Genomic DNA, 17,123 nt, shown 5'->3' on the forward strand with positions numbered 1-17,123 from the left:
TGGGGTCAGCGCGACAAAGCGCGGGCGATCTGGGCGTTGGCTTCGGTCAGCGCCTGCTTGGGCTGCATCTGGCCGATCAGCGCGAGTTGGAGATAGTCGCCGAGGATGGTTTCGACGCGGGCCCACTGGCTGATGCGCGGACGGGCCTGGGCGACGTTCAGCGCCTCGAGCTGCGCCGGGTACCAGCGATACTTGGCGACGAGGTCCTTGTCGTTGAACAGCGCGGCGAGCGTCGGCGGGTTGCCGGTCTCGAGCGCGATCAGCTTCTGGTTCTCAGGCGAGGTGACGAAGCGGATGAAGTCGGCGGCGCGCGCCTTGTTCGGCGAATCCGCGGGGATGGCGAGCAGCCAGGCGCCCAGCATCGGCGCCGGCCCCTTGACCTCGCCCGGCGAGGCCACGACCTCGACCTGGTTCGCGACCTTGGAGGCGCTGCCGTCGAGCGTGCCGGCCCAGGACGACCACATCTCGACCGCGATCGCGGCGCGGCCCTGCTGGATCGCATCGCGCAGTTCGGTCGCGTTGTAGGTCTCGACGCCCTTCGGCGCGAGCGCCTTGAACGACAGGAACTGGGTCAGCGCCTTCTCGGCCTCGGGGGTGTCGAGCACGGCCTTGCCGTCGGCGGTGACGACGTCGCCGCCATGCGCCCACAGCACCGGCAGGAAGGAGGTGACGATCGGATTGCCCTTGATGCCGCGGAAGACGAGGCCGGAGACGCCCTCCTCCTTCGACTGGATCACCTGCGCCGCCTTGACGACGTCGCTCCAGGTCTTGGGCCGCTCGAAGCCATGCTTGGCGAGCAGGTCCTTGCGATAGGCGAACATCGCGATGTTGCCGACGAAGGGCGCGGCATAGAGCTTGCCGTTGTGCTTGGAGACGTCGATCGCCGACTTGACGAACTCGCCCGGCAGGCCGCCGACCGTGTCGAGATCGGTGAGCCAGCCGCGCGCCATGAATTCCGGGGCCCAGATGTCGTCGAGCATGGCGACGTCGGTCGCCGCGGTCTTCTCGCGCGCGCCGACCGCGAGGCGCTCATAGAGCGGGCCGCCGCCGAGCTCGAGCCGCTCGATCTTCACGTTCGGATTCTTGGCCTGGTAGAGCTCGACCATCTTGGCCAGCGCCGGCGCGAAGCCGGCATCGCGCCCGGCGATCACCAGCCGGTCCTGCGCAGCGGCGGGCAGAACGAGCCCGGCCAACATCAACATGGCGCCGAGCGCCTTACCCATCGTCCTCATGGCATTCCCCCGTCCGGGTCTCTGCCCGGGCGGGCATTGTGGGAGCGGATGGCGCGCCAGTGCAACAGATATACGACGATTTCGGAACAATCCCGCGCGGCGCTGCGTTCGGATGGTGCTGCGGCGCTGCCGCACCGATCATCGGCCGTTGCGATGCGACGGCAATGCAACCGGAGGGGGCTCCGTCATGAACAACATCATCTACATCGTCGGCCTGATCGTCGTCGTCCTGGCGATCCTGTCCTTCCTTGGGCTGCGTTGATTGCAGCCGCCTGAGGCTCAGCGCACAACGCTGCTCCCGCATGCTCGCCCTTGTAGCGAGCATCCACGTCTTGAACACCGCATGCGATCAGTGACGGAAAGGCGTGGATGGTCGGGACAAGCCCGACCATGACGTTGAGGCGCAGATTCAGCCTGTCTCAGCGGTCGTCGCGACGCGGCTTCTTCGCACCGAACGGCTTCTTGCCGGCGAAAGGCTTCTTTGCACCAAAGGGCTTTTTCTCGCCGAAGCTCTTGCCCGCCGGCCGCCCGTCGCCGCCAGCCGGGCGCTCGCCGCCATGCGGCGCGCCAAACGGCTTCTTGCCGCCTTTGAACTTGCCGGCGAACGGCTTGCCGCCATGCTCGCCCTTCTTGTCGAAGGAGGGCCGCTCCGGCCGCAGGATCGCGGTTTCCTCATAGACCGGCTCGCGGTCGCGCCGCGTCGGGTCGTAAGGCTTGGCGCCGAACGGCTTGCGCTTGCCCTCATAGGGCTTGTGCTCGCTCGAACGCTCGTCGCGCGCCGGATGGGCGCCGCGCGGCGCATGGCTCGCCTTCTCGCCGAAGGGCTTGGCCGCCCGGCGTTCGCCCTCGCCGGCGACCTGCTCGATCGTGATCCGGTCGCGATCGGGTACGCGCGTCAGCTCGGCGAAGCGCTCGGCGACATCGGCGTCGATCTCGACCTTGGTCTCGCGGTCGAAGATGCGGATCGCGCCGACCTCGTCGCGGGTGATCTGGCCGCGCCGGCAAATCATCGGCAGCAGTTTGCGTGGATCGGCGCCATCCTTGCGGCCGGTGCTCAGGCGGAACCAGACCGTCTCGCCGCGCGGGCCGGAGCGCTCGCCGCGCTCCCGGTCGCCGGGCGTGCGCTTCTGCGCATAGTCCTCGGTGCTGCGGGCCGGCCGACGCTCTTCATGACCGAAATTGGGATCGCCAACCTCTTCCGTCGCCGGCAGGCGCGAGCGGTAGACGCGCACCAGCGCCGCTGCGAGCTCTTCGGCCGAACGCCCGGCCAGCAGCGCGCCGATCATGCCGGCATCATCCTCGCCGGCCTCGCCCGAGAGCAGCGGGTCCTGCAGCATGCGTTCCTGATCGAGCCCGCGAATCTCCTCTTGCGTCGGTGCGGCGACCCATTCGGCCTCGACACCGGCCCCGGCGAGCAGCATCTGCGCCTTGCGCCGACGCGACGGCGGCACCAGCAGCGCGCTGATGCCCTTCTTGCCGGCCCGGCCGGTGCGGCCACTGCGGTGCTGCATCACCTCGGAATCGTTCGGCAATTCGGCATGGACGACCAGCGTCAGCCCGGGCAGGTCGATGCCGCGTGCCGCGACATCGGTGGCGACGCAGATGCGCGCCCGGCCGTCGCGCAGCGCCTGCAGCGCCGAATTGCGCTCGCTCTGGCTGAGCTCGCCCGAGAGCGAGACCGCCGCGAAGCCACGCTCCAGCAGCGCCGCCTCGAGATGGCGCACGGCGTTGCGGGTGTTGCAGAACACCAGCGCGCACGGAGCGTCGTAGAAGCGCAGCAGGTTGACGACGGCGCGCTCGCTCTCGCGCGGATAGACGCGGATGGCGCGGTATTCGATGTCGGCATGGCCGCCTTCGGAGCCGGCGACCTCGATACGCAGCGCATCGCGCTGATAGCTCCTGGCCAGCGCGATGATCGCCTTCGGCAGCGTCGCCGAGAACAGCAGGCTGCGGCGCTCTTCCGGCGCGGCCTGCAGGATGAATTCGAGATCGTCGCGGAAGCCGAGATCGAGCATCTCGTCGGCCTCGTCGAGCACCACCGCCTTCAGCGCCGAGAGATCGAGCTGGCCGCGGTCGAGATGGTCGCGCAGGCGGCCGGGTGTGCCGACGACGATGTGTGCGCCCTCGGCCAGCAGCATCGCCTCGCGCCGCGGGTCCATGCCGCCGACGCAGGCGATGATCCGGGCCTTCGCCTCGCCATAGAGCCAGGCGAGTTCGCGCTGGACCTGCAGCGCCAGCTCGCGCGTCGGCGCGACGATCAGCGCCAGCGGCAGTCCCGCACGCGGCAGGACCTCGGCCTCGCCGATCAGGTCGGCACCGAGGGCGAGCCCGTAAGCGACAGTCTTGCCCGAGCCGGTCTGCGACGAGACCAGCAGGTCGCGGCCAGTGGCGGCCTCTTCCAGCACGGCGGCCTGGACGGGCGTCGGCTCATTGTAATTGCGGTCGGCGAGCGCACGCGCGAGCGGCGCGCTCGTGGAGATGAAGGACATTCGATGTCAGGCCTTAGGTTGCAGCTGGCGGGTCGGCAGCACGCAGAACGAGGGGCGGCGCCGGGACGCGGCACCGCGATATTGCGCTGCACATAGAGGAAATCGCGGGAAAAGGGAATGCAGCATCAGCCGATCCCGCATGCGGCAGTGGAGACCGGCCATGCCGCTTGCTCCGTTGCCGGTAACGAGAGCCGCATGATCTAAGCAAGCGTCACTGGAACGGAGATCGGCGGGCATGAGCGAGACTTGGCGGCGGTTCGGCTCCTACGATGTGCTCACCTTGCATGACGGCGTCTTCGAGGCGCCGCTCGACGTCCTGATCCATGCCGACGGCCAAGCCGCTCGCGACGAGGCCGTGGCGCGCTGGGGCAAGCCGAAGGTCAGCATCCCCGTCAACTGCTTCGCCCTGAAGGGCACCGACGGGATCACCCTCGTCGATGCCGGCACCGGCCCCTCCTGGGGCGAGGCGATGGGCCATGCTCCCGCCGCCATGGCGAGCGCAGGAATTGCCCCCGGGCAGGTCGAGCGTGTTCTGATCACGCATCTGCACGGCGACCATGCGCTCGGACTGTTCGACGGTGATCGCGCCCGTTTTCCCAAGGCCGAGATCATCGTGCCCGAGGCCGATTTCGGCTTCTTCGGAGACGAGGCCAACCGCGCGCAGACGCCGCAGAACCGGCAGGGAGGCTTTGCCGTCACGGCGGCGGTGAAGAAGCACTATGCCGACCGCATCCGCCCTGCTCCGGCCGGCACGGTGCGGCCCGGCATCACCCTGATCCCGCTCCCCGGCCACACCATCGGCCATAGCGGCTACCTGATCGAGGGCGAGGAGAGCCTGCTGCTCTGGGGCGACGCGTTGCATCTGTCCGATCTGCAGGCCTCGGAACCGAAGATCGGCTTCGTCTATGATTTCGACGCCGCCACCGCCCTCGCCTCTCGCCGCGCCATTCTGGAGCGCGCCGCGCGCGAAAGCTGGCTCGTCTCGGGCGGCCATATCGAGGGTTTCAGACGCGTCGTCGCGAACGGCGCGGGATACGAACTGCTCCCGGCCTGATCGGCTACCCGCGCATCCCGGCCGCATCGAGCAGCTTGCCGGCAGCCGCCCGGGCCTCCTCGGTGATCGAGGCGCCGGCGAGCATGCGGGCGATCTCCTCGCGCCGGCTGCCCTCCTGCAAAGGCGAAACGCGGGTGACGGTGCGCTCGTCCGCGCCTTCCTCGCCCTGCGCCGATTTCGCGATCAGGAAATGCTGCCCGGCCTTGGCCGCGACCTGCGGGGCATGCGTCACCGAGACGACCTGCACCCGCGCCGCCAGCCGCGCCAGCCGCTCGCCAATCGCATCCGCCACCGCGCCGCCGACGCCGGTGTCGATCTCGTCGAAGACCAGTGTCGGGGCCGAGCCGCGCTCGGCCAGCACCACCTTGAGCGCCAGCATGAAGCGCGAGAGCTCGCCGCCCGAAGCGACCTTCATCATCGGGCCGGGCCGCGTACCCGGATTGGTCTCGACCCAGAACTCGACGCGGTCGAGCCCTTCCGGCCCGCGCGCATCAGGGTCGCTGTCGATCTGCGTGATGAACCTTGCCCGCTCCAGCTTCAACGGCGGCAGTTCCGCCTTCACCGCAGCATCGAGCGCCGACGCTGCCCGGATGCGCCCAGCAGACAGCGCCGTCGCCAGCGCGACATAGGCGGCTTCGGCCTCGGCGAGTTCGGCTTCCAGCCGCTTCAGCGAGCCTTCGCTCTCGTCGAGCGCGGCAAGGTCGGCCGCCATGGTCTCGGCCAGCGCCGGCAGGGCATCGACCGGCACGTCGAACTTGCGCGCCGCCGCCCGCAAGGCGAACAGCCGCTCCTCGACACGCTCCAGCACGCGCGGGTCGAACTCGGCGGCACGCACCGCCGCCTGCAGGGTTTCTCCCGCCTCCTCGAGCGCGACCACCGCCGTGGTCAGCGCGGCGATGGACGGGTCGACCAGCTCCGGCGCCTGGGCCGCCCGCCGCTCCAGCCGGCGCAGCACGCCCGACAGCGCCCCGACCGGGGACGCCGTGCCGCCGACCGCCTCGAAGGCCTCGATGATGTCTCGTGCCACCTTCTCGGCGGCCATCATGCCCTGGCGCTTGGCGGCGAGCGCCTCTTCCTCGCCCGGCTCGGGTGCGAGCTTGCCGAGTTCGGCCACGGCATGGCGCAGGAAATCGGCCTCCTTGCGCGCCGTCTCGACCCGGATGCGCTGGCTCTGCAGGGCCTGTCGCGCCTTCCTCAAGCTCTCGCTGGCGCGGGCGACCTCCGCCGCCTGCTCGCCGAGCTCGCCGAAACCGTCGAGGATAGTGCGGTGCTGGGCCGGGTCAGTCAGCGCCCGGTCGTCATGCTGGCCATGGATCTCGACCAGCGCCGCGCCGATCATCCGCAGGATCTGGACGCTGACCGGCTGGTCGTTGACGAAGGCGCGGGTGCGCCCGTCGGCATATTGCACGCGCCGCAGGATCAGGTCGCCGTCGGTGTCGATCTCCTGCGCCTGCGCGAGCGCGCGCGCCGGATGCGACATCGGCAGGTCGAAGACGGCGCTGACCTGACCCTGGCTCTCGCCATGGCGCACGAGACCGCCATCGCCGCGGGCGCCCAGCGCCAGCGCGAAACCGTCGAGCAGGATCGATTTGCCGGCGCCGGTCTCGCCGGTCAGCACGCTGAGCCCGTCCTCGAAGCCCAGGTCGAGCCGGTCGATCAGAACGATGTCGCGGATCGAGAGCTGGGCGAGCATGGCGGCTCTGAAGCTAGCGGCTAGATCACGATGATTTTGGATCGACGCGATCCAAAATCATAAACGTGATCGATTCCAAAAGTTTGGAGCGGGATTGATGCGAAAAACCGGTTCCCACTTTTTCGCATCCCGCTCTAGGCCACCCTATGCGATCAGCGGACCAGACCGGTGACCGCGCGGGTGAAGCCGTTGAACAGCCGGCTGATATAGGAGCCGCGATCCTCGCGCGGCTGCAGGCCGCCGCTCTCGAGGAGGCTATAGGCGTCCTTGTACCAAGGGCTGTCCGGGAAGTTGTGGCCGAGCACCGCGGCGGCGGTCTGCGCCTCGTTGGTGATGCCGAGCGCCATATAGGCCTCAGTCAAGCGCATCAGCGCCTCCTCGGCATGGCGCGTGGTCTGGTACTTGGTGATGACCTCGCGGAAGCGGCTGACGGCGCCGGTATAGTTGCGCTTCTCCAGATAGAAGCGGCCGACATTCATCTCCTTGCCGGCGAGCTGGTCGCGCGCGACCAGCATCTTCTCGCGCACGTCGAGGACGTATTCCGACTTGGGGTAGCGGTCGAGCAGCTCCTGCATGGCGCGCAGTGCCTGGTCGGTGCGGTCCTGATCGCGCGTCGCATCCGGGATCTGGTTGTAATAGGACATCGCCAGGATGTACTGCGCATAGGCCGCATCCGGGCTCGCCGGATTCTGTGCCAGGAAGCGCTTCGAGGCGGTGATCGCGTCGTCGTATTTGGCCGCCTCGTAATTGGCGTAGGCGGTCATGATCAGGCCCCGCTTCGAATAGGGCGAGAACGGCGCCTGCTTGTCGATCTCCTCGAACTTCTTGTTCGCGCCTTCGGTGTCGCCGTTCTGGAGGCGGGCGAGCCCCTCATTGTAGAGCTTGTCGGCCGGGACCTCCGGCAGCACCTCGGGCTTGTATGTCTCGGGCCGGTCGAACGGGTTGAGCGCGCTCACCGTGTCGCAGCCGCCGAGCGCAGCCGCGAGGGCGAAGACCAGCGCAAGGCGCTTGCCGCCGCTCGCCGATTCGCCCGAGTTGAATGTCTTCAGCCGCATGACGCTCACTTCATCCGTCCTTGAAGCACCCCATGCCGGGGCGCGCGAAATGGCTTTAGCTCAGAAGCAGCCTTTTCGCCAAGCGTGACGGGCGCTTCATGCAGTGCGCTCGCCGTTTCCAACAGGAAACGGGCGAATGCAAGGCGTGGCGTCGCGTAATACCCTGCTCAGTGCAGGTCGGGCGCGAGCGCGGCAGGCATCGGGCCGGCCGCCATCTGCACCGCTTGATGCGCGTAGACCGGCTGCGCCTCGACGATCGCGTAGTTGGCGCGGTCGGCGAACAGGGCCTCGAGGATGCGGACGTTCATGCGATGGCCGCCGCAATAGGAGCGGAACTCGCCGAGGATCGGGTAGCCGGCCAGCGCGAGGTCGCCGACCGCATCGAGGACCTTGTGGCGCACGAACTCGTCGGCGTAGCGCAGGCCCTCGGGATTGATCACCTTGTCGTCGCCGATCGCGACGGTGTTGTCGAGCGAGGCGCCGAGCGCAAAACCGGCTTTCCAGAGCTGCTCGACATCGCGCATGAAGCCGAAGGTGCGGGCGCGGGAGATCTCGCGGGCATAAGCCTCGGGATCGAGATCGAAGATCTTGCGCTGGCGGCCGATCGCCTTGGTGTCGAAGTCGATCTCGACGTCGAGGCGGAAACCGTTCTCGGACGGCGCCAGCTCGGCGAAGGCGCGGCCATGCTCGATCCGGACCGGGCGCAGCACCTTGAGGTAGCGGCGGGTCGCGCCGAGCGCGACGAGACCGGTCGATTCGATGGCGGCGACGAACTCGGCCGCGCTGCCGTCCATGATCGGCATTTCCGGGCCGTCGATCTCGATCAGCACATTGTCAAGCCCGAGGCCGGCGCAGGCCGACATCAGATGCTCGATCGTGGCGACGGAGCCCGACGCCTGGTCGCCGATCACCGTGCACAGCTCGGTGGCGCTGACCTTGTTGTGGCGGGCGTGGATCAGCTGCTCATGGCCGCCTTCGAGGCCCTTGCGCAGGAAGACGACACCGGAGTTGGCAGTGGAAGGCCGCAGGGTCAGGCAGGCGGGAGCCCCGGAGTGAACGCCGATGCCTTGCAGGGTCACGGGCGAGCGTAGGGTCGTCTGCCGTTCAGCCATCATACTCAGTATCCGTCTCAAGCGCGACGATCTTCGGGTCAGCGCCTTGCGGCGCAACCTGTTCGACGATCGACGCGGTTCCCTGAATTGTCGCGAACTCGGGATTAATCCCGAATCCCCTTACCCGGTGATGCGCTGCAAGATACGCGCAGGCGCACAGGCTTCAAAATCACGCTTTCTTTCGCTCTGTAACAGAGGTTACAAAGCCAGAAAACCTTAACCATCTGCTTGATGTATATGGTTTTTCAGTCGTTAAAAAAGGCCCGGCGGAAGGTTCCGCCGGGCCCTCTCGTTTAAACCGGTTGAACCGGATCCTGCAACTCAGTTCGACTGGCGGCGCAGGAAGGCCGGGATCTCCAGCTGGTCCTCTTCCGTATTGCGGGCCGGAGCCGCGCGGCCGAGCTGGTCGAGCTGGCCCTGGGCCGGCCGGGTCGCCGGCACCGGCGGGCGGCGCATGAACTCGGCATGCGCGGCGCTGGGGCCGGCGGCCGGAGCCGGCGGAGCCTGACGCGGAGCCGGAGCCGGCGGCGCCATCGGAACCTCGTGCTCATCCTCCTTGCGGCCGAAGCCGACCGAGGCCAGGCGCTGCATCAGCGACATGCGCTTTTGCTCGACCGAGGCCGGCGCCGGAGCGGGCGCCGCACCGCGGCTCTGCGCGATCTGGTGCTGGGCCGGCAGCGGCAGGTCCTCGACGCGCGGCATGCGGGTCGGGCGGATCACGGCGCGCTCGGGCACTGGCGGGATGAAGCTGTCCTCATGGTGCGGCAGCGAGGTCTCGGGCATCGGCGCCTCGACGACCGGCGGGGCGACCATGGCCGGGCGCGGCTGGGCCGGCTCGATACGGACGTCGGCAGCGAAGCTCTGCGGGGCCGGCGCGGGAGCGCGGACCGGCTCGAGCATCATGGCCTCGGCGACGGGAGCCGGCATCGGCGCCGGAGCCGGAGCAACGGCAGCGGAGGTGCGGACATTCGGGACGGCCGAGCGCAGCCGCGCCTCGGCCTTCAGCCGCTCGGCGACTTCGGCGATGCGGGCTTCGGTCGGGTCGAGCTCGCCTTGCGCGCTCATCGGCTTGTCGATGCCGGTGGCGACGACCGAGACGCGCATCGTGCCTTCCAGCGCCTCGTCGAAGGTGGCGCCGACGATGATGTTGGCCTCGGAATCGACCTCCTCGCGGATGCGGGTGGCGGCTTCGTCGACCTCGTAGAGCTTCATGTCGCGACCGCCGGTGATCGAGATCAGCAGGCCGCGCGCGCCTTTCATCGAGACGTCGTCGAGCAGCGGGTTGTTGATCGCGGCTTGGGCGGCCGAGAGCGCACGCTTCTCGCCCTGGGCCTCGCCGGTGCCCATCATCGCCTTGCCCATGCCGCGCATCACGGCGCGGACGTCGGCAAAGTCGAGGTTGATCAGGCCGGGACGGACCATCAGGTCGGTGATGCAGGCGACGCCGGAGTAGAGCACCTGGTCGGCCATGCCGAAGGCATCGGCGAAGCCGGTGTTCTCGTTGGCGACACGGAACAGGTTCTGGTTCGGGATGACGATCAGCGTGTCGACGGCTTCGTTGAGCTCGCCGATGCCGGCCTCGGCCATGCGCATGCGGCGCTGGCCTTCGAACTGGAACGGCTTGGTGACGACGCCGACGGTGAGGATGCCCATGTCGCGGGCGACGCGGGCGATCGCGGGAGCCGCGCCCGTGCCGGTGCCGCCGCCCATGCCGGCGGTGATGAAGACCATGTGCGCCCCGGCGAGGTGATCGCGGATCTCGTCGATCACTTCCTCGGCGGCCGCGCGGCCGACTTCCGGCTGCGAGCCGGCGCCGAGGCCCTCGGTGACCTGGAGGCCCATCTGGATGATGCGCGGAGCGCGGGCGAGTGCGAGCGCCTGCGCGTCCGTGTTGGCGCAGACGAAATCGACGCCGTCGAGACCGGCCTCGATCATATTGTTCACGGCATTGCCGCCGGCGCCGCCGACACCGAACACGGTGATCCGGGGCTTGAGTTCCCGGATGTCCGGGGCTTGCAGGTTCATCGCCATGATTGCCTCTTTCACTGTCTTGTCCGGCTCCTGGCGGGCCGTCCCGTCTTCCACGCCAGGGGCCGGAGCCCCGTTCTGCTGATACTCACCCCGGGTCGCCTCGCCTTTCGGCGGCGCGGCCCGCTACACTCAGAAGCTCTCGCGCAGCCAGCGGCCGACGCGGGAGAAGTAGCCATCGGTCGCATGGGCGAAGAACGACGCCCCTGCCCGCGGCTCGAAATGTTCGACATGCGCCACCTGCGGGTAGACCAGGAGGCCCACCGCCGCCGCGAAGGACGGGCCCTTGCCCGCCTCCGGCAAACCCTTGATCCCGAGCGGGCGGCCGGTGCGGACCTGGCCGCCGAGCACGCGCCGCGCCACTTCCGGCATGCCGGTCAGCTGGCAGGCGCCGCCGGTCAGGACGACGCGCCGCCCGGCCTCGGCCTGGAAGCCGGCCGCCTTCAGCCGGTCGCGCACCAGTTCGAGGATCTCTTCGACGCGCGGCTTGATGATCCGCACCAGATGCGACTTCGACAGATGGTTCGGCGTGTCGCGCTCGTCGTCGTCGACCTGCGGCACCGCGATCATGTCGCGCTCGTCGGACGGGCTGGCGATCGCCGAGCCGTGCAGCGTCTTCAGCCGCTCGGCGGCGGAGACGCGGGTCGAGAGCCCGCGCGCCACGTCCATGGTGATGTGGTTGCCCCCGACCGCGATCGCGTCGGCATGGGTCAGGTGCCCGCCGGAGAAGACACCGAGCGAGGTCGTGCCGCCGCCCATGTCGACCACGACGACGCCCATCTCGGCCTCGTCGTCGACCAGCACGGAGAGACCCGCCGCATAGGGGCTCGCGACCACTGCCTCGACCTCGAGATGGCAGCGCTCGACCGCGAGCATGACATTGCGCGCCGCCGCCGCCTCCGCCGCCACGACATGCATGTCGACCGAGAGCGAGCCGCCGATCAGCCCGCGTGGATCGAGCACGCCGGGCGAGCCGTCGAGCGCGTAACCGGTCGGCAGCGCATGCAGCACCGCCTTGCCCGGCCGGATCGCATGGGTCGCTGCCGCGGCAAGCACCCGCTTGACATCGGAGTCCCCGACCGAGCCGCCGCGCAGGTCGACGCTGGCCTGGTAGTGCTGCGAGTTCAGCCGGCCGCCGGTCAGGTTGACGATGACGGACTGGACCTCGACCTTGGCCATGCGCTCGGCCGCGTCGACCGCGGCGCGGATGGCGCGCTCGGCGCTTTCGAGGTCGATGATCGCGCCGCCCTTGAGGCCGAGCGAGCGCTGATGGCCAATGCCGATGATGCGCGCGACATGGGTGCGCCCACGCAGCCGCTCGTTCGCCTCGGCCGGATTCAGCTCGGCGATCAGGCAGACGACCTTGCTCGTGCCGATGTCCAGAATCGACAAGGTCGCGCTCTTGCGCGACGACAACGGCCGCATTCGCGGGGTCAGGCCTTGCGAGGTCAAGCTCATGCCTCGCCGCCCTTCTTCTTGGTCTTGCTCTTGAGCTGTTCGGCCCGCGTGGTCGCGGCCTCTTCGGTCAGGCGCATGGTGACGCGGTCGGGCTGGCGCATGTCGATGGCGATCAGATCCTTTTCGCTGATTCGGAAGTCCTGCTCGAGGCTGGCCAGGCGCTTCAGCGCGGCGCCGGCGCCCTGCTCCGGCAGCCTGATGTCGGCGCCGGTGTCGAGCTTCAGGTTCCAGCGCCGGCCGGCGACGAGGCTGCCGGCGCGGATGCGCGAGGCGAAGGAGCCGGCCTCGCCGAGCAGCGCGAGGTATTCCTTCGCCTTGACGTTGGCGTCGGGGCCTACGACCAGCGGCAGATAGGCGAAACGCCCATCGTCCATCTTGTCGATCACCGTGCCGTCCTGGGCGATCAGGAAGAGCTCGCCCTTGACCTGCCAGAGCGCATAGGGCTCGCGCTCGGTCAGGTTGATCGAGATCTCGCCGGGATAGAGCTTGCGGACCGAGGCCTCGCGGATCATCGGCGTCGCCTCGAGACGCTTGCGCGCCTCGTCGGCATCGAAGAAGGCGAGCGAGATCTTCGGATCGATCCCGGCCGCGACCAGGACCTCGATCTCCGAAAGCCCGCTCAGGCCCGAGATGGTGATGCGATCGATGCCGAGCCCGACGAGCCGGGCGAGCGCATGCCTGGGCTCGCCGTAGTTCTCGCGGAAGGTCTCGTAATGCCCGCCCAGGATCGCGCCGCTCACGCCCGTGAGCACGAGGAAGCCGATCGCCAGGAAGGAGCCGAGCCCGCTTGGCAGCCGTTCGGCCAGCGGCACGGCGACGGCGCTGCGACGCGAGCCGCGGAACCAGCGGCGCGAGCGCTCGCCGACGAGGAGCTGCGGCCCCGTCACGCGCATCGGCAGGTTGGAGCCGGCGAACACCGGGTCCACCTTCACCGATTCAAGGAGGCGTCCTCGACGATCCATTTGACGAGCTCACCGAAGTTCATGCCCGCATGGGCGGCTAATTCAGGCACAAGGCTGGTTTCGGTCATGCCGGGCTGCGTGTTGACCTCCAGCCAGACGAGCGTGTCGCTCTCGTCGTCGTAGCGGAAATCTGAACGGCTGACGCCGCGGCACCCGATTGCTTGATGGGCCGTTAACGCACACTCTTCGATTTGGCGGTAAAGATTCGGTAAAATTTGCGCCGGGCAGATGTGGATTGAGCCGCCTTTGGCATATTTGGCGTCGTAGTCATAAAACTCGCCCGTCGCCGCCCGAATCTCCGTTACCCCCAAGGACTTGCCGTCCATCACCGCGCAGGTCAGCTCGCGTCCGGCGATGAAGGTTTCGGCCAGCATGGTTTCGCCGCAGGGCCAGTCCGGCCGGGCGATCTCCTGGGGCGGGTGCTCGCGGCCTTTCTTAACGATCACCACCCCGACCGAAGAGCCTTCGTCGATCGGCTTGATCACATAGGGCGGCGGCAGGACATGCCGTTTCGCCGCCTCGAAACGCGAAACTGTGACGCCCTTCGCCACCGGCACGCCGGCGGCGGCCACGACCATCTTCGCCTTGTCCTTGCGGATGGCGAGCGAGGAGGCGAGCACGCCGGAATGGGTATAGGGGATGCCGAGGATCTCGAGCACGCCCTGAATCGTGCCGTCCTCGCCGAAGCGGCCGTGCAGGGCATTGAAGGCGACGTCGGGCTTCAGCTTCGCCAGCACCTCGGCGACGTCACGGCCGACCTCGACATGCGTGACACGATAGCCGACGCCTTCCAGCGCCCGGGCACAGGCCGCGCCGCTGCGGAGGCTGACCTCGCGCTCGACCGACCATCCGCCCATCAGCACTGCGACATGCTTGCTCATCAAGGTTCCTGACACCGAACTCCTGGGTCCGAACCTGATCCGACATGGTTAACGACGCGTTAACGATGTACCCTGCCGGTTAATGCGCGAGCAGCTGTTGCGCGCCGGACTCACTCCCCTTCCCCGGCCGCGACCTTGGCCAGCAGCGCCTTGAGCTGCCCGCGCTCGGACGTGCTGAGCGTCGAAATCAGCCCCTCTTCCGTCGCCACATGCGAGACCACCAGCCGCTCGATCAGCGCAAAACCTTCGGGCGTCAGCACGATGCGCAGGCTGCGACGATCCTGTGGATCGGCCTGCCTTGCGATCAGCCCGCGCTTCTCCAGCCGGTCGAGCCGATTCGTCATCGCCGAGGTCGAGAGCATCATGTCCTTGGCGAGCTCCGACGGGGTCAATGAGCCGCCACGCTCGCCCTGACGGCGCAGGGTCATCAGCACGTCGAAGCCGGCGAAGTCGAGGTCCTCGCCGGCGAGATTGCGCCCGACACCGAGCCGAACCCGCTCGGCCGCCCGCCAGATCGCCCCGCAGACCGCCATCGGGCTCGGGTCGATATCCGGCCGCGCGCGCCGCCATTGCGCCAGGATCGAATCGAGTGGCCCGCCCTGCCCCACCTCGTCAGCTTGACTCATGGAAATCCCGCGCCTAATTATCCTTCATCAAATAATTCGATATCGAATTATCAGACTTCGGACAAACCTTAGCAGCCGCCCACCGCTGCCGCAAACCACGCGAGAGCGAGACGATGATGGACAGAACTGCCGCATTCCCGATCGACCCGATCTTCATTGAGCGCTGGTCGCCGCGCGCCTTCCACCCGGAAGCAATGCCCGCCGAGGCGCTGCTGACCATTCTGGAAGCCGCCCGCTGGGCGCCCTCGGCCTATAATGAGCAGCCTTGGCGCTTCCTCTATGCGCAGCGCGGCGATGCGCATTGGCAGCGCTTCGTCTCGCTGCTCGACAGCTTCAACCAGAGCTGGGCGGGTTCCGCCTCCGCGCTCGTCTTCGTGCTGTCGGATACGGGGGCGGATGATGCCGCGCAGCAGCCGCAGGCTTCACCGATCCGCAGCTTCGACACCGGCGCCGCCTGGTCGCACATCGCCTTGCAGGCCGTCCGGCTCGGCTATCACGCCCATGCAATGGCTGGCATCGACGTCGGGGCCGCCCGCGAGGCGCTCGCGGTGCCGTCCCGATTCCGCATCGAGATCGCCGTCGCGCTCGGCCGTCGGGCCGATCCCGAGACGCTGCCGCCGCAGCTGCGCGAACGCGAATGGCCGAGCCCACGGCGTCCCCTGGCGGAAACCGCTTTCCCCGGCTCCTTCCCGGCCTGAGTGCCGCAACTGTTCATCCCGAAAGGTCACGATCATGGCCGACAACAAGACCCGTATCCTGTTCGCGACGATCCTGGCGCCCATCCTCTGGGGCTCGACCTATGTCGTCTTCACCCAGACGCTCCCCGTCGAGCACCCGCTGCTGGTCGGGGCGCTGCGCGCCTTACCGGCCGGCATCCTGCTGATGCTGCTCGGCCCCGGGCTGCCGCCGCGCGACAAGCTCCTGCCGCTCGCCATCATCGGCTTTGCCAATATCGGCCTGTTCTTCGGCATGCTCTTCCTCAGCGCCTCGCGCCTGCCGGGCGGCCTCGCCGCCACGCTCGGCTCGATGCAGCCGCTGATCGTCGCCTTCCTCGCCTGGCCGTTGCTGCTACGCAGGCCCGGCGTCGGACAGGTGCTCGCCGCGCTCGCCGGCACGGTCGGCGTCGGCCTGCTCGTGATCGACGACACGGTGAAGCTCGATGCGATCGGCGTCGTCGCGGCGCTTATCGGCGCCGCCTCGATGGCGACCGGCACGGTGCTGATCGAGCGCTGGGGCAAGGTCGGCACGCCGCTGGCGCTCGCCGCCTGGCAGCTCACCCTTGGCGGGCTGCTGCTCCTGCCGGTCGCGCTTCTGGTCGAGGGCCTGCCGCCGGTGCCGACCCTGCGCAACCTCGCCGGCCTGACCTACCTCGTCGTGATCGGCACCGCCTTCGCCTATTGGCTCTGGGTGCGCGGCATCGCCACGATCGGCACGGGTGTCGCCTTCCTGAGCCTGCTCAGCCCGCTGGTCGCGACCTTCCTCGGCGCCGCCCTGCTGAATGAGTGGTTCAACGCCCAGCAATGGCTCGGCATCGCCATCATCTTCGGCTCGACCGTCGCCGGCATCATGCTGTCCCGGCGCAAGGCCGGCGAAGCAGTGGTGCCGGTCAGGCCGCAACACCAAAGCGCTTGATCTCCCAGTGCAGCTCGTAGCCTGAATTGTCCTTGACCCGGCGGCGGACCTCTTCGCCCAGCCCCTCGATATCGGCGGCGCTCGCGCCGCCGGTGTTGATCAGGAAGTTGCAGTGCATCTCGGAGACCTGCGCCCCGCCGATGCGCAGGCCGCGGCAGCCGGCCGCGTCGATCAACTGCCAGGCCTTGCCGCCTTCGGGGTTCTTGAACGTCGAGCCGCCGGTGCGCTCCTTGATCGGCTGCGCCGCCTCGCGCGCCGAGGTCACCCGGTCCATCTCGGCGAGGATCGCGGCCTGGTCGCCCGGCCGGCCCTGGAACAGCGCCGAGGTGAAGATGATGTCGAGCGGCGCAGCGCTGTTGCGGTAGCTGAAGCCCATATCGGCATGCGACAGCGTCACAATCTCGCCCTTGCGGGTGACGCCGCGCGCCTCGACCAGCACGTCGGTGGTTTCGCCGCCATGCGCGCCGGCGTTCATCCTGAGCGCCCCGCCGATGCAGCCGGGAATTCCACGATAGAAGGCGAGCCCGTCGAGCGAAGCGTCGGCGGCGGCCCGCGCCACCTTCACGTCGGGAACGGCGGTGCCGGCACGCAGCCGGTCGCCGTCCTCGCGCGTAATCTCACCGAAGGCCTTGCCGGCGAGGCGGATGACCACACCGGGAATGCCGCCATCGCGCACGATCAGGTTCGAGCCGAGCCCGACCACGGTGACCGGAATCTCGGCCGGCAGCTTGCCGAGCAGATAGGCGAGATCAGCCTCGTCGGCCGGGGTGAACAGAATCTGCGCCGGCCCGCCGACCCGAAACCAGGTCAGCCCCGCCATCTCCTGATTGGCGAGAAGCCGCCCGCGCAGCTCGGGCGCGGCAGCGCGGATGTCGGGGATGATGTCTTGGAAAGGCATGAG

15 protein-coding genes are annotated in these 17,123 nt (G+C 68.5%); 4 read left to right on the forward strand and 11 right to left on the reverse strand.

Annotated features, from left to right (window positions below):
• Positions 1–5 precede the first annotated feature (5 nt).
• Entirely contained in the window at positions 6–1,232 is a 1,227-nt protein-coding gene (locus AC07O0_RS10700) for an ABC transporter substrate-binding protein (protein ID WP_494622750.1), read from the reverse strand.
• 112 nt (positions 1,233–1,344) lie between these two features.
• Between AC07O0_RS10700 and AC07O0_RS10705 the strand changes: the two genes are divergently transcribed.
• On the forward strand, positions 1,345–1,494 hold the full coding sequence (locus tag AC07O0_RS10705) for a hypothetical protein (protein ID WP_494622752.1): 150 nt from the start codon (positions 1,345–1,347) through the stop codon (positions 1,492–1,494).
• Positions 1,495–1,651: 157 nt separating this feature from the next.
• Here AC07O0_RS10705 and AC07O0_RS10710 read toward each other — a convergent pair whose 3' ends face one another.
• Entirely contained in the window at positions 1,652–3,721 is a 2,070-nt protein-coding gene (locus tag AC07O0_RS10710; RefSeq protein ID WP_494622754.1) for a DEAD/DEAH box helicase, read from the reverse strand.
• Positions 3,722–3,956: 235 nt separating this feature from the next.
• Here AC07O0_RS10710 and aidB point away from each other — a divergent pair, with 235 nt between their 5' ends.
• Positions 3,957–4,775 carry an AidB family quorum-quenching N-acyl homoserine lactonase gene (gene aidB, locus AC07O0_RS10715; protein ID WP_494622756.1) on the forward strand — a complete coding sequence of 273 codons (819 nt, stop codon included), beginning with the start codon at positions 3,957–3,959 and terminating at the stop codon, positions 4,773–4,775.
• A gap of 4 nt (positions 4,776–4,779) precedes the next feature.
• On the opposite strand, the gene recN is transcribed toward aidB, so the two are convergent.
• From recN to AC07O0_RS10755, 8 genes are all read right to left on the reverse strand, one after another.
• A complete protein-coding gene (gene recN, locus AC07O0_RS10720) occupies positions 4,780–6,468 on the reverse strand; it encodes a DNA repair protein RecN (RefSeq protein ID WP_494622758.1) in 1,689 nt (562 codons plus the stop codon).
• 152 nt (positions 6,469–6,620) lie between these two features.
• The gene (locus tag AC07O0_RS10725) at positions 6,621–7,523 is read right to left on the reverse strand and encodes an outer membrane protein assembly factor BamD (protein ID WP_494622760.1); all 903 of its coding nucleotides are present in this window, start codon (positions 7,521–7,523) and stop codon (positions 6,621–6,623) included.
• Positions 7,524–7,690: 167 nt separating this feature from the next.
• Entirely contained in the window at positions 7,691–8,638 is a 948-nt protein-coding gene (lpxC, locus tag AC07O0_RS10730; protein WP_494622762.1) for a UDP-3-O-acyl-N-acetylglucosamine deacetylase, read from the reverse strand.
• Positions 8,639–8,956: 318 nt separating this feature from the next.
• Complete coding sequence (gene ftsZ, locus AC07O0_RS10735) at positions 8,957–10,666, reverse strand: cell division protein FtsZ (RefSeq protein ID WP_494622764.1); 1,710 nt, start codon at positions 10,664–10,666, stop codon at positions 8,957–8,959.
• A 129-nt stretch (positions 10,667–10,795) separates the two neighbouring features.
• The gene (gene ftsA, locus AC07O0_RS10740; protein WP_454024442.1) at positions 10,796–12,121 is read right to left on the reverse strand and encodes a cell division protein FtsA; all 1,326 of its coding nucleotides are present in this window, start codon (positions 12,119–12,121) and stop codon (positions 10,796–10,798) included.
• Complete coding sequence (locus tag AC07O0_RS10745) at positions 12,118–13,053, reverse strand: cell division protein FtsQ/DivIB (protein WP_494622767.1); 936 nt, start codon at positions 13,051–13,053, stop codon at positions 12,118–12,120. Before AC07O0_RS10745 ends, ftsA begins: the two co-directional genes overlap by 4 nt.
• Positions 13,050–13,964, reverse strand: a complete 915-nt coding sequence (locus AC07O0_RS10750) for a D-alanine--D-alanine ligase (RefSeq protein WP_494622769.1) — start codon at positions 13,962–13,964, stop codon at positions 13,050–13,052. The genes AC07O0_RS10745 and AC07O0_RS10750 overlap by 4 nt, the downstream gene beginning before the upstream one ends.
• A 110-nt stretch (positions 13,965–14,074) precedes the next feature.
• Entirely contained in the window at positions 14,075–14,590 is a 516-nt protein-coding gene (locus AC07O0_RS10755) for a MarR family winged helix-turn-helix transcriptional regulator (protein ID WP_494622771.1), read from the reverse strand.
• Between the two features lie 116 nt (positions 14,591–14,706).
• Here AC07O0_RS10755 and AC07O0_RS10760 point away from each other — a divergent pair, with 116 nt between their 5' ends.
• Positions 14,707–15,288: a nitroreductase family protein gene (locus AC07O0_RS10760; protein ID WP_494622773.1), complete on the forward strand. Its 582-nt coding sequence runs from the start codon at positions 14,707–14,709 to the stop codon at positions 15,286–15,288.
• 34 nt (positions 15,289–15,322) lie between these two features.
• A complete protein-coding gene (locus AC07O0_RS10765) occupies positions 15,323–16,222 on the forward strand; it encodes a DMT family transporter (RefSeq protein WP_494622775.1) in 900 nt (299 codons plus the stop codon).
• Here the strand turns inward: AC07O0_RS10765 and murB are convergent.
• Entirely contained in the window at positions 16,197–17,120 is a 924-nt protein-coding gene (murB, locus tag AC07O0_RS10770; RefSeq protein ID WP_494622777.1) for a UDP-N-acetylmuramate dehydrogenase, read from the reverse strand. The two genes, AC07O0_RS10765 and murB, sit on opposite strands and share 26 nt — an antisense overlap.
• Between the last annotated feature and the right edge of the window lie 3 nt (positions 17,121–17,123).

The organism is Allobosea sp. GW821-FHT10B12 (assembly GCF_059415545.1).

Excerpts from the sequence above, each read along its gene's own strand:
- AC07O0_RS10700 (WP_494622750.1), bottom strand. The coding sequence starts at position 1,232 with ATGAGGACGATGGGTAAGGCGCTCGGCGCCATGTTGATGTTGGCCGGG.
- AC07O0_RS10705 (WP_494622752.1), top strand. The coding sequence starts at position 1,345 with ATGGTGCTGCGGCGCTGCCGCACCGATCATCGGCCGTTGCGATGCGAC.
- AC07O0_RS10710 (WP_494622754.1), bottom strand. The coding sequence starts at position 3,721 with ATGTCCTTCATCTCCACGAGCGCGCCGCTCGCGCGTGCGCTCGCCGAC.
- aidB (WP_494622756.1), top strand. The coding sequence starts at position 3,957 with ATGAGCGAGACTTGGCGGCGGTTCGGCTCCTACGATGTGCTCACCTTG.
- recN (WP_494622758.1), bottom strand. The coding sequence starts at position 6,468 with ATGCTCGCCCAGCTCTCGATCCGCGACATCGTTCTGATCGACCGGCTC.
- AC07O0_RS10725 (WP_494622760.1), bottom strand. The coding sequence starts at position 7,523 with ATGCGGCTGAAGACATTCAACTCGGGCGAATCGGCGAGCGGCGGCAAG.
- lpxC (WP_494622762.1), bottom strand. The coding sequence starts at position 8,638 with ATGATGGCTGAACGGCAGACGACCCTACGCTCGCCCGTGACCCTGCAA.
- ftsZ (WP_494622764.1), bottom strand. The coding sequence starts at position 10,666 with ATGGCGATGAACCTGCAAGCCCCGGACATCCGGGAACTCAAGCCCCGG.
- ftsA (WP_454024442.1), bottom strand. The coding sequence starts at position 12,121 with ATGAGCTTGACCTCGCAAGGCCTGACCCCGCGAATGCGGCCGTTGTCG.
- AC07O0_RS10750 (WP_494622769.1), bottom strand. The coding sequence starts at position 13,964 with ATGAGCAAGCATGTCGCAGTGCTGATGGGCGGATGGTCGGTCGAGCGC.
- AC07O0_RS10755 (WP_494622771.1), bottom strand. The coding sequence starts at position 14,590 with ATGAGTCAAGCTGACGAGGTGGGGCAGGGCGGGCCACTCGATTCGATC.
- AC07O0_RS10760 (WP_494622773.1), top strand. The coding sequence starts at position 14,707 with ATGGACAGAACTGCCGCATTCCCGATCGACCCGATCTTCATTGAGCGC.
- AC07O0_RS10765 (WP_494622775.1), top strand. The coding sequence starts at position 15,323 with ATGGCCGACAACAAGACCCGTATCCTGTTCGCGACGATCCTGGCGCCC.
- murB (WP_494622777.1), bottom strand. The coding sequence starts at position 17,120 with ATGCCTTTCCAAGACATCATCCCCGACATCCGCGCTGCCGCGCCCGAG.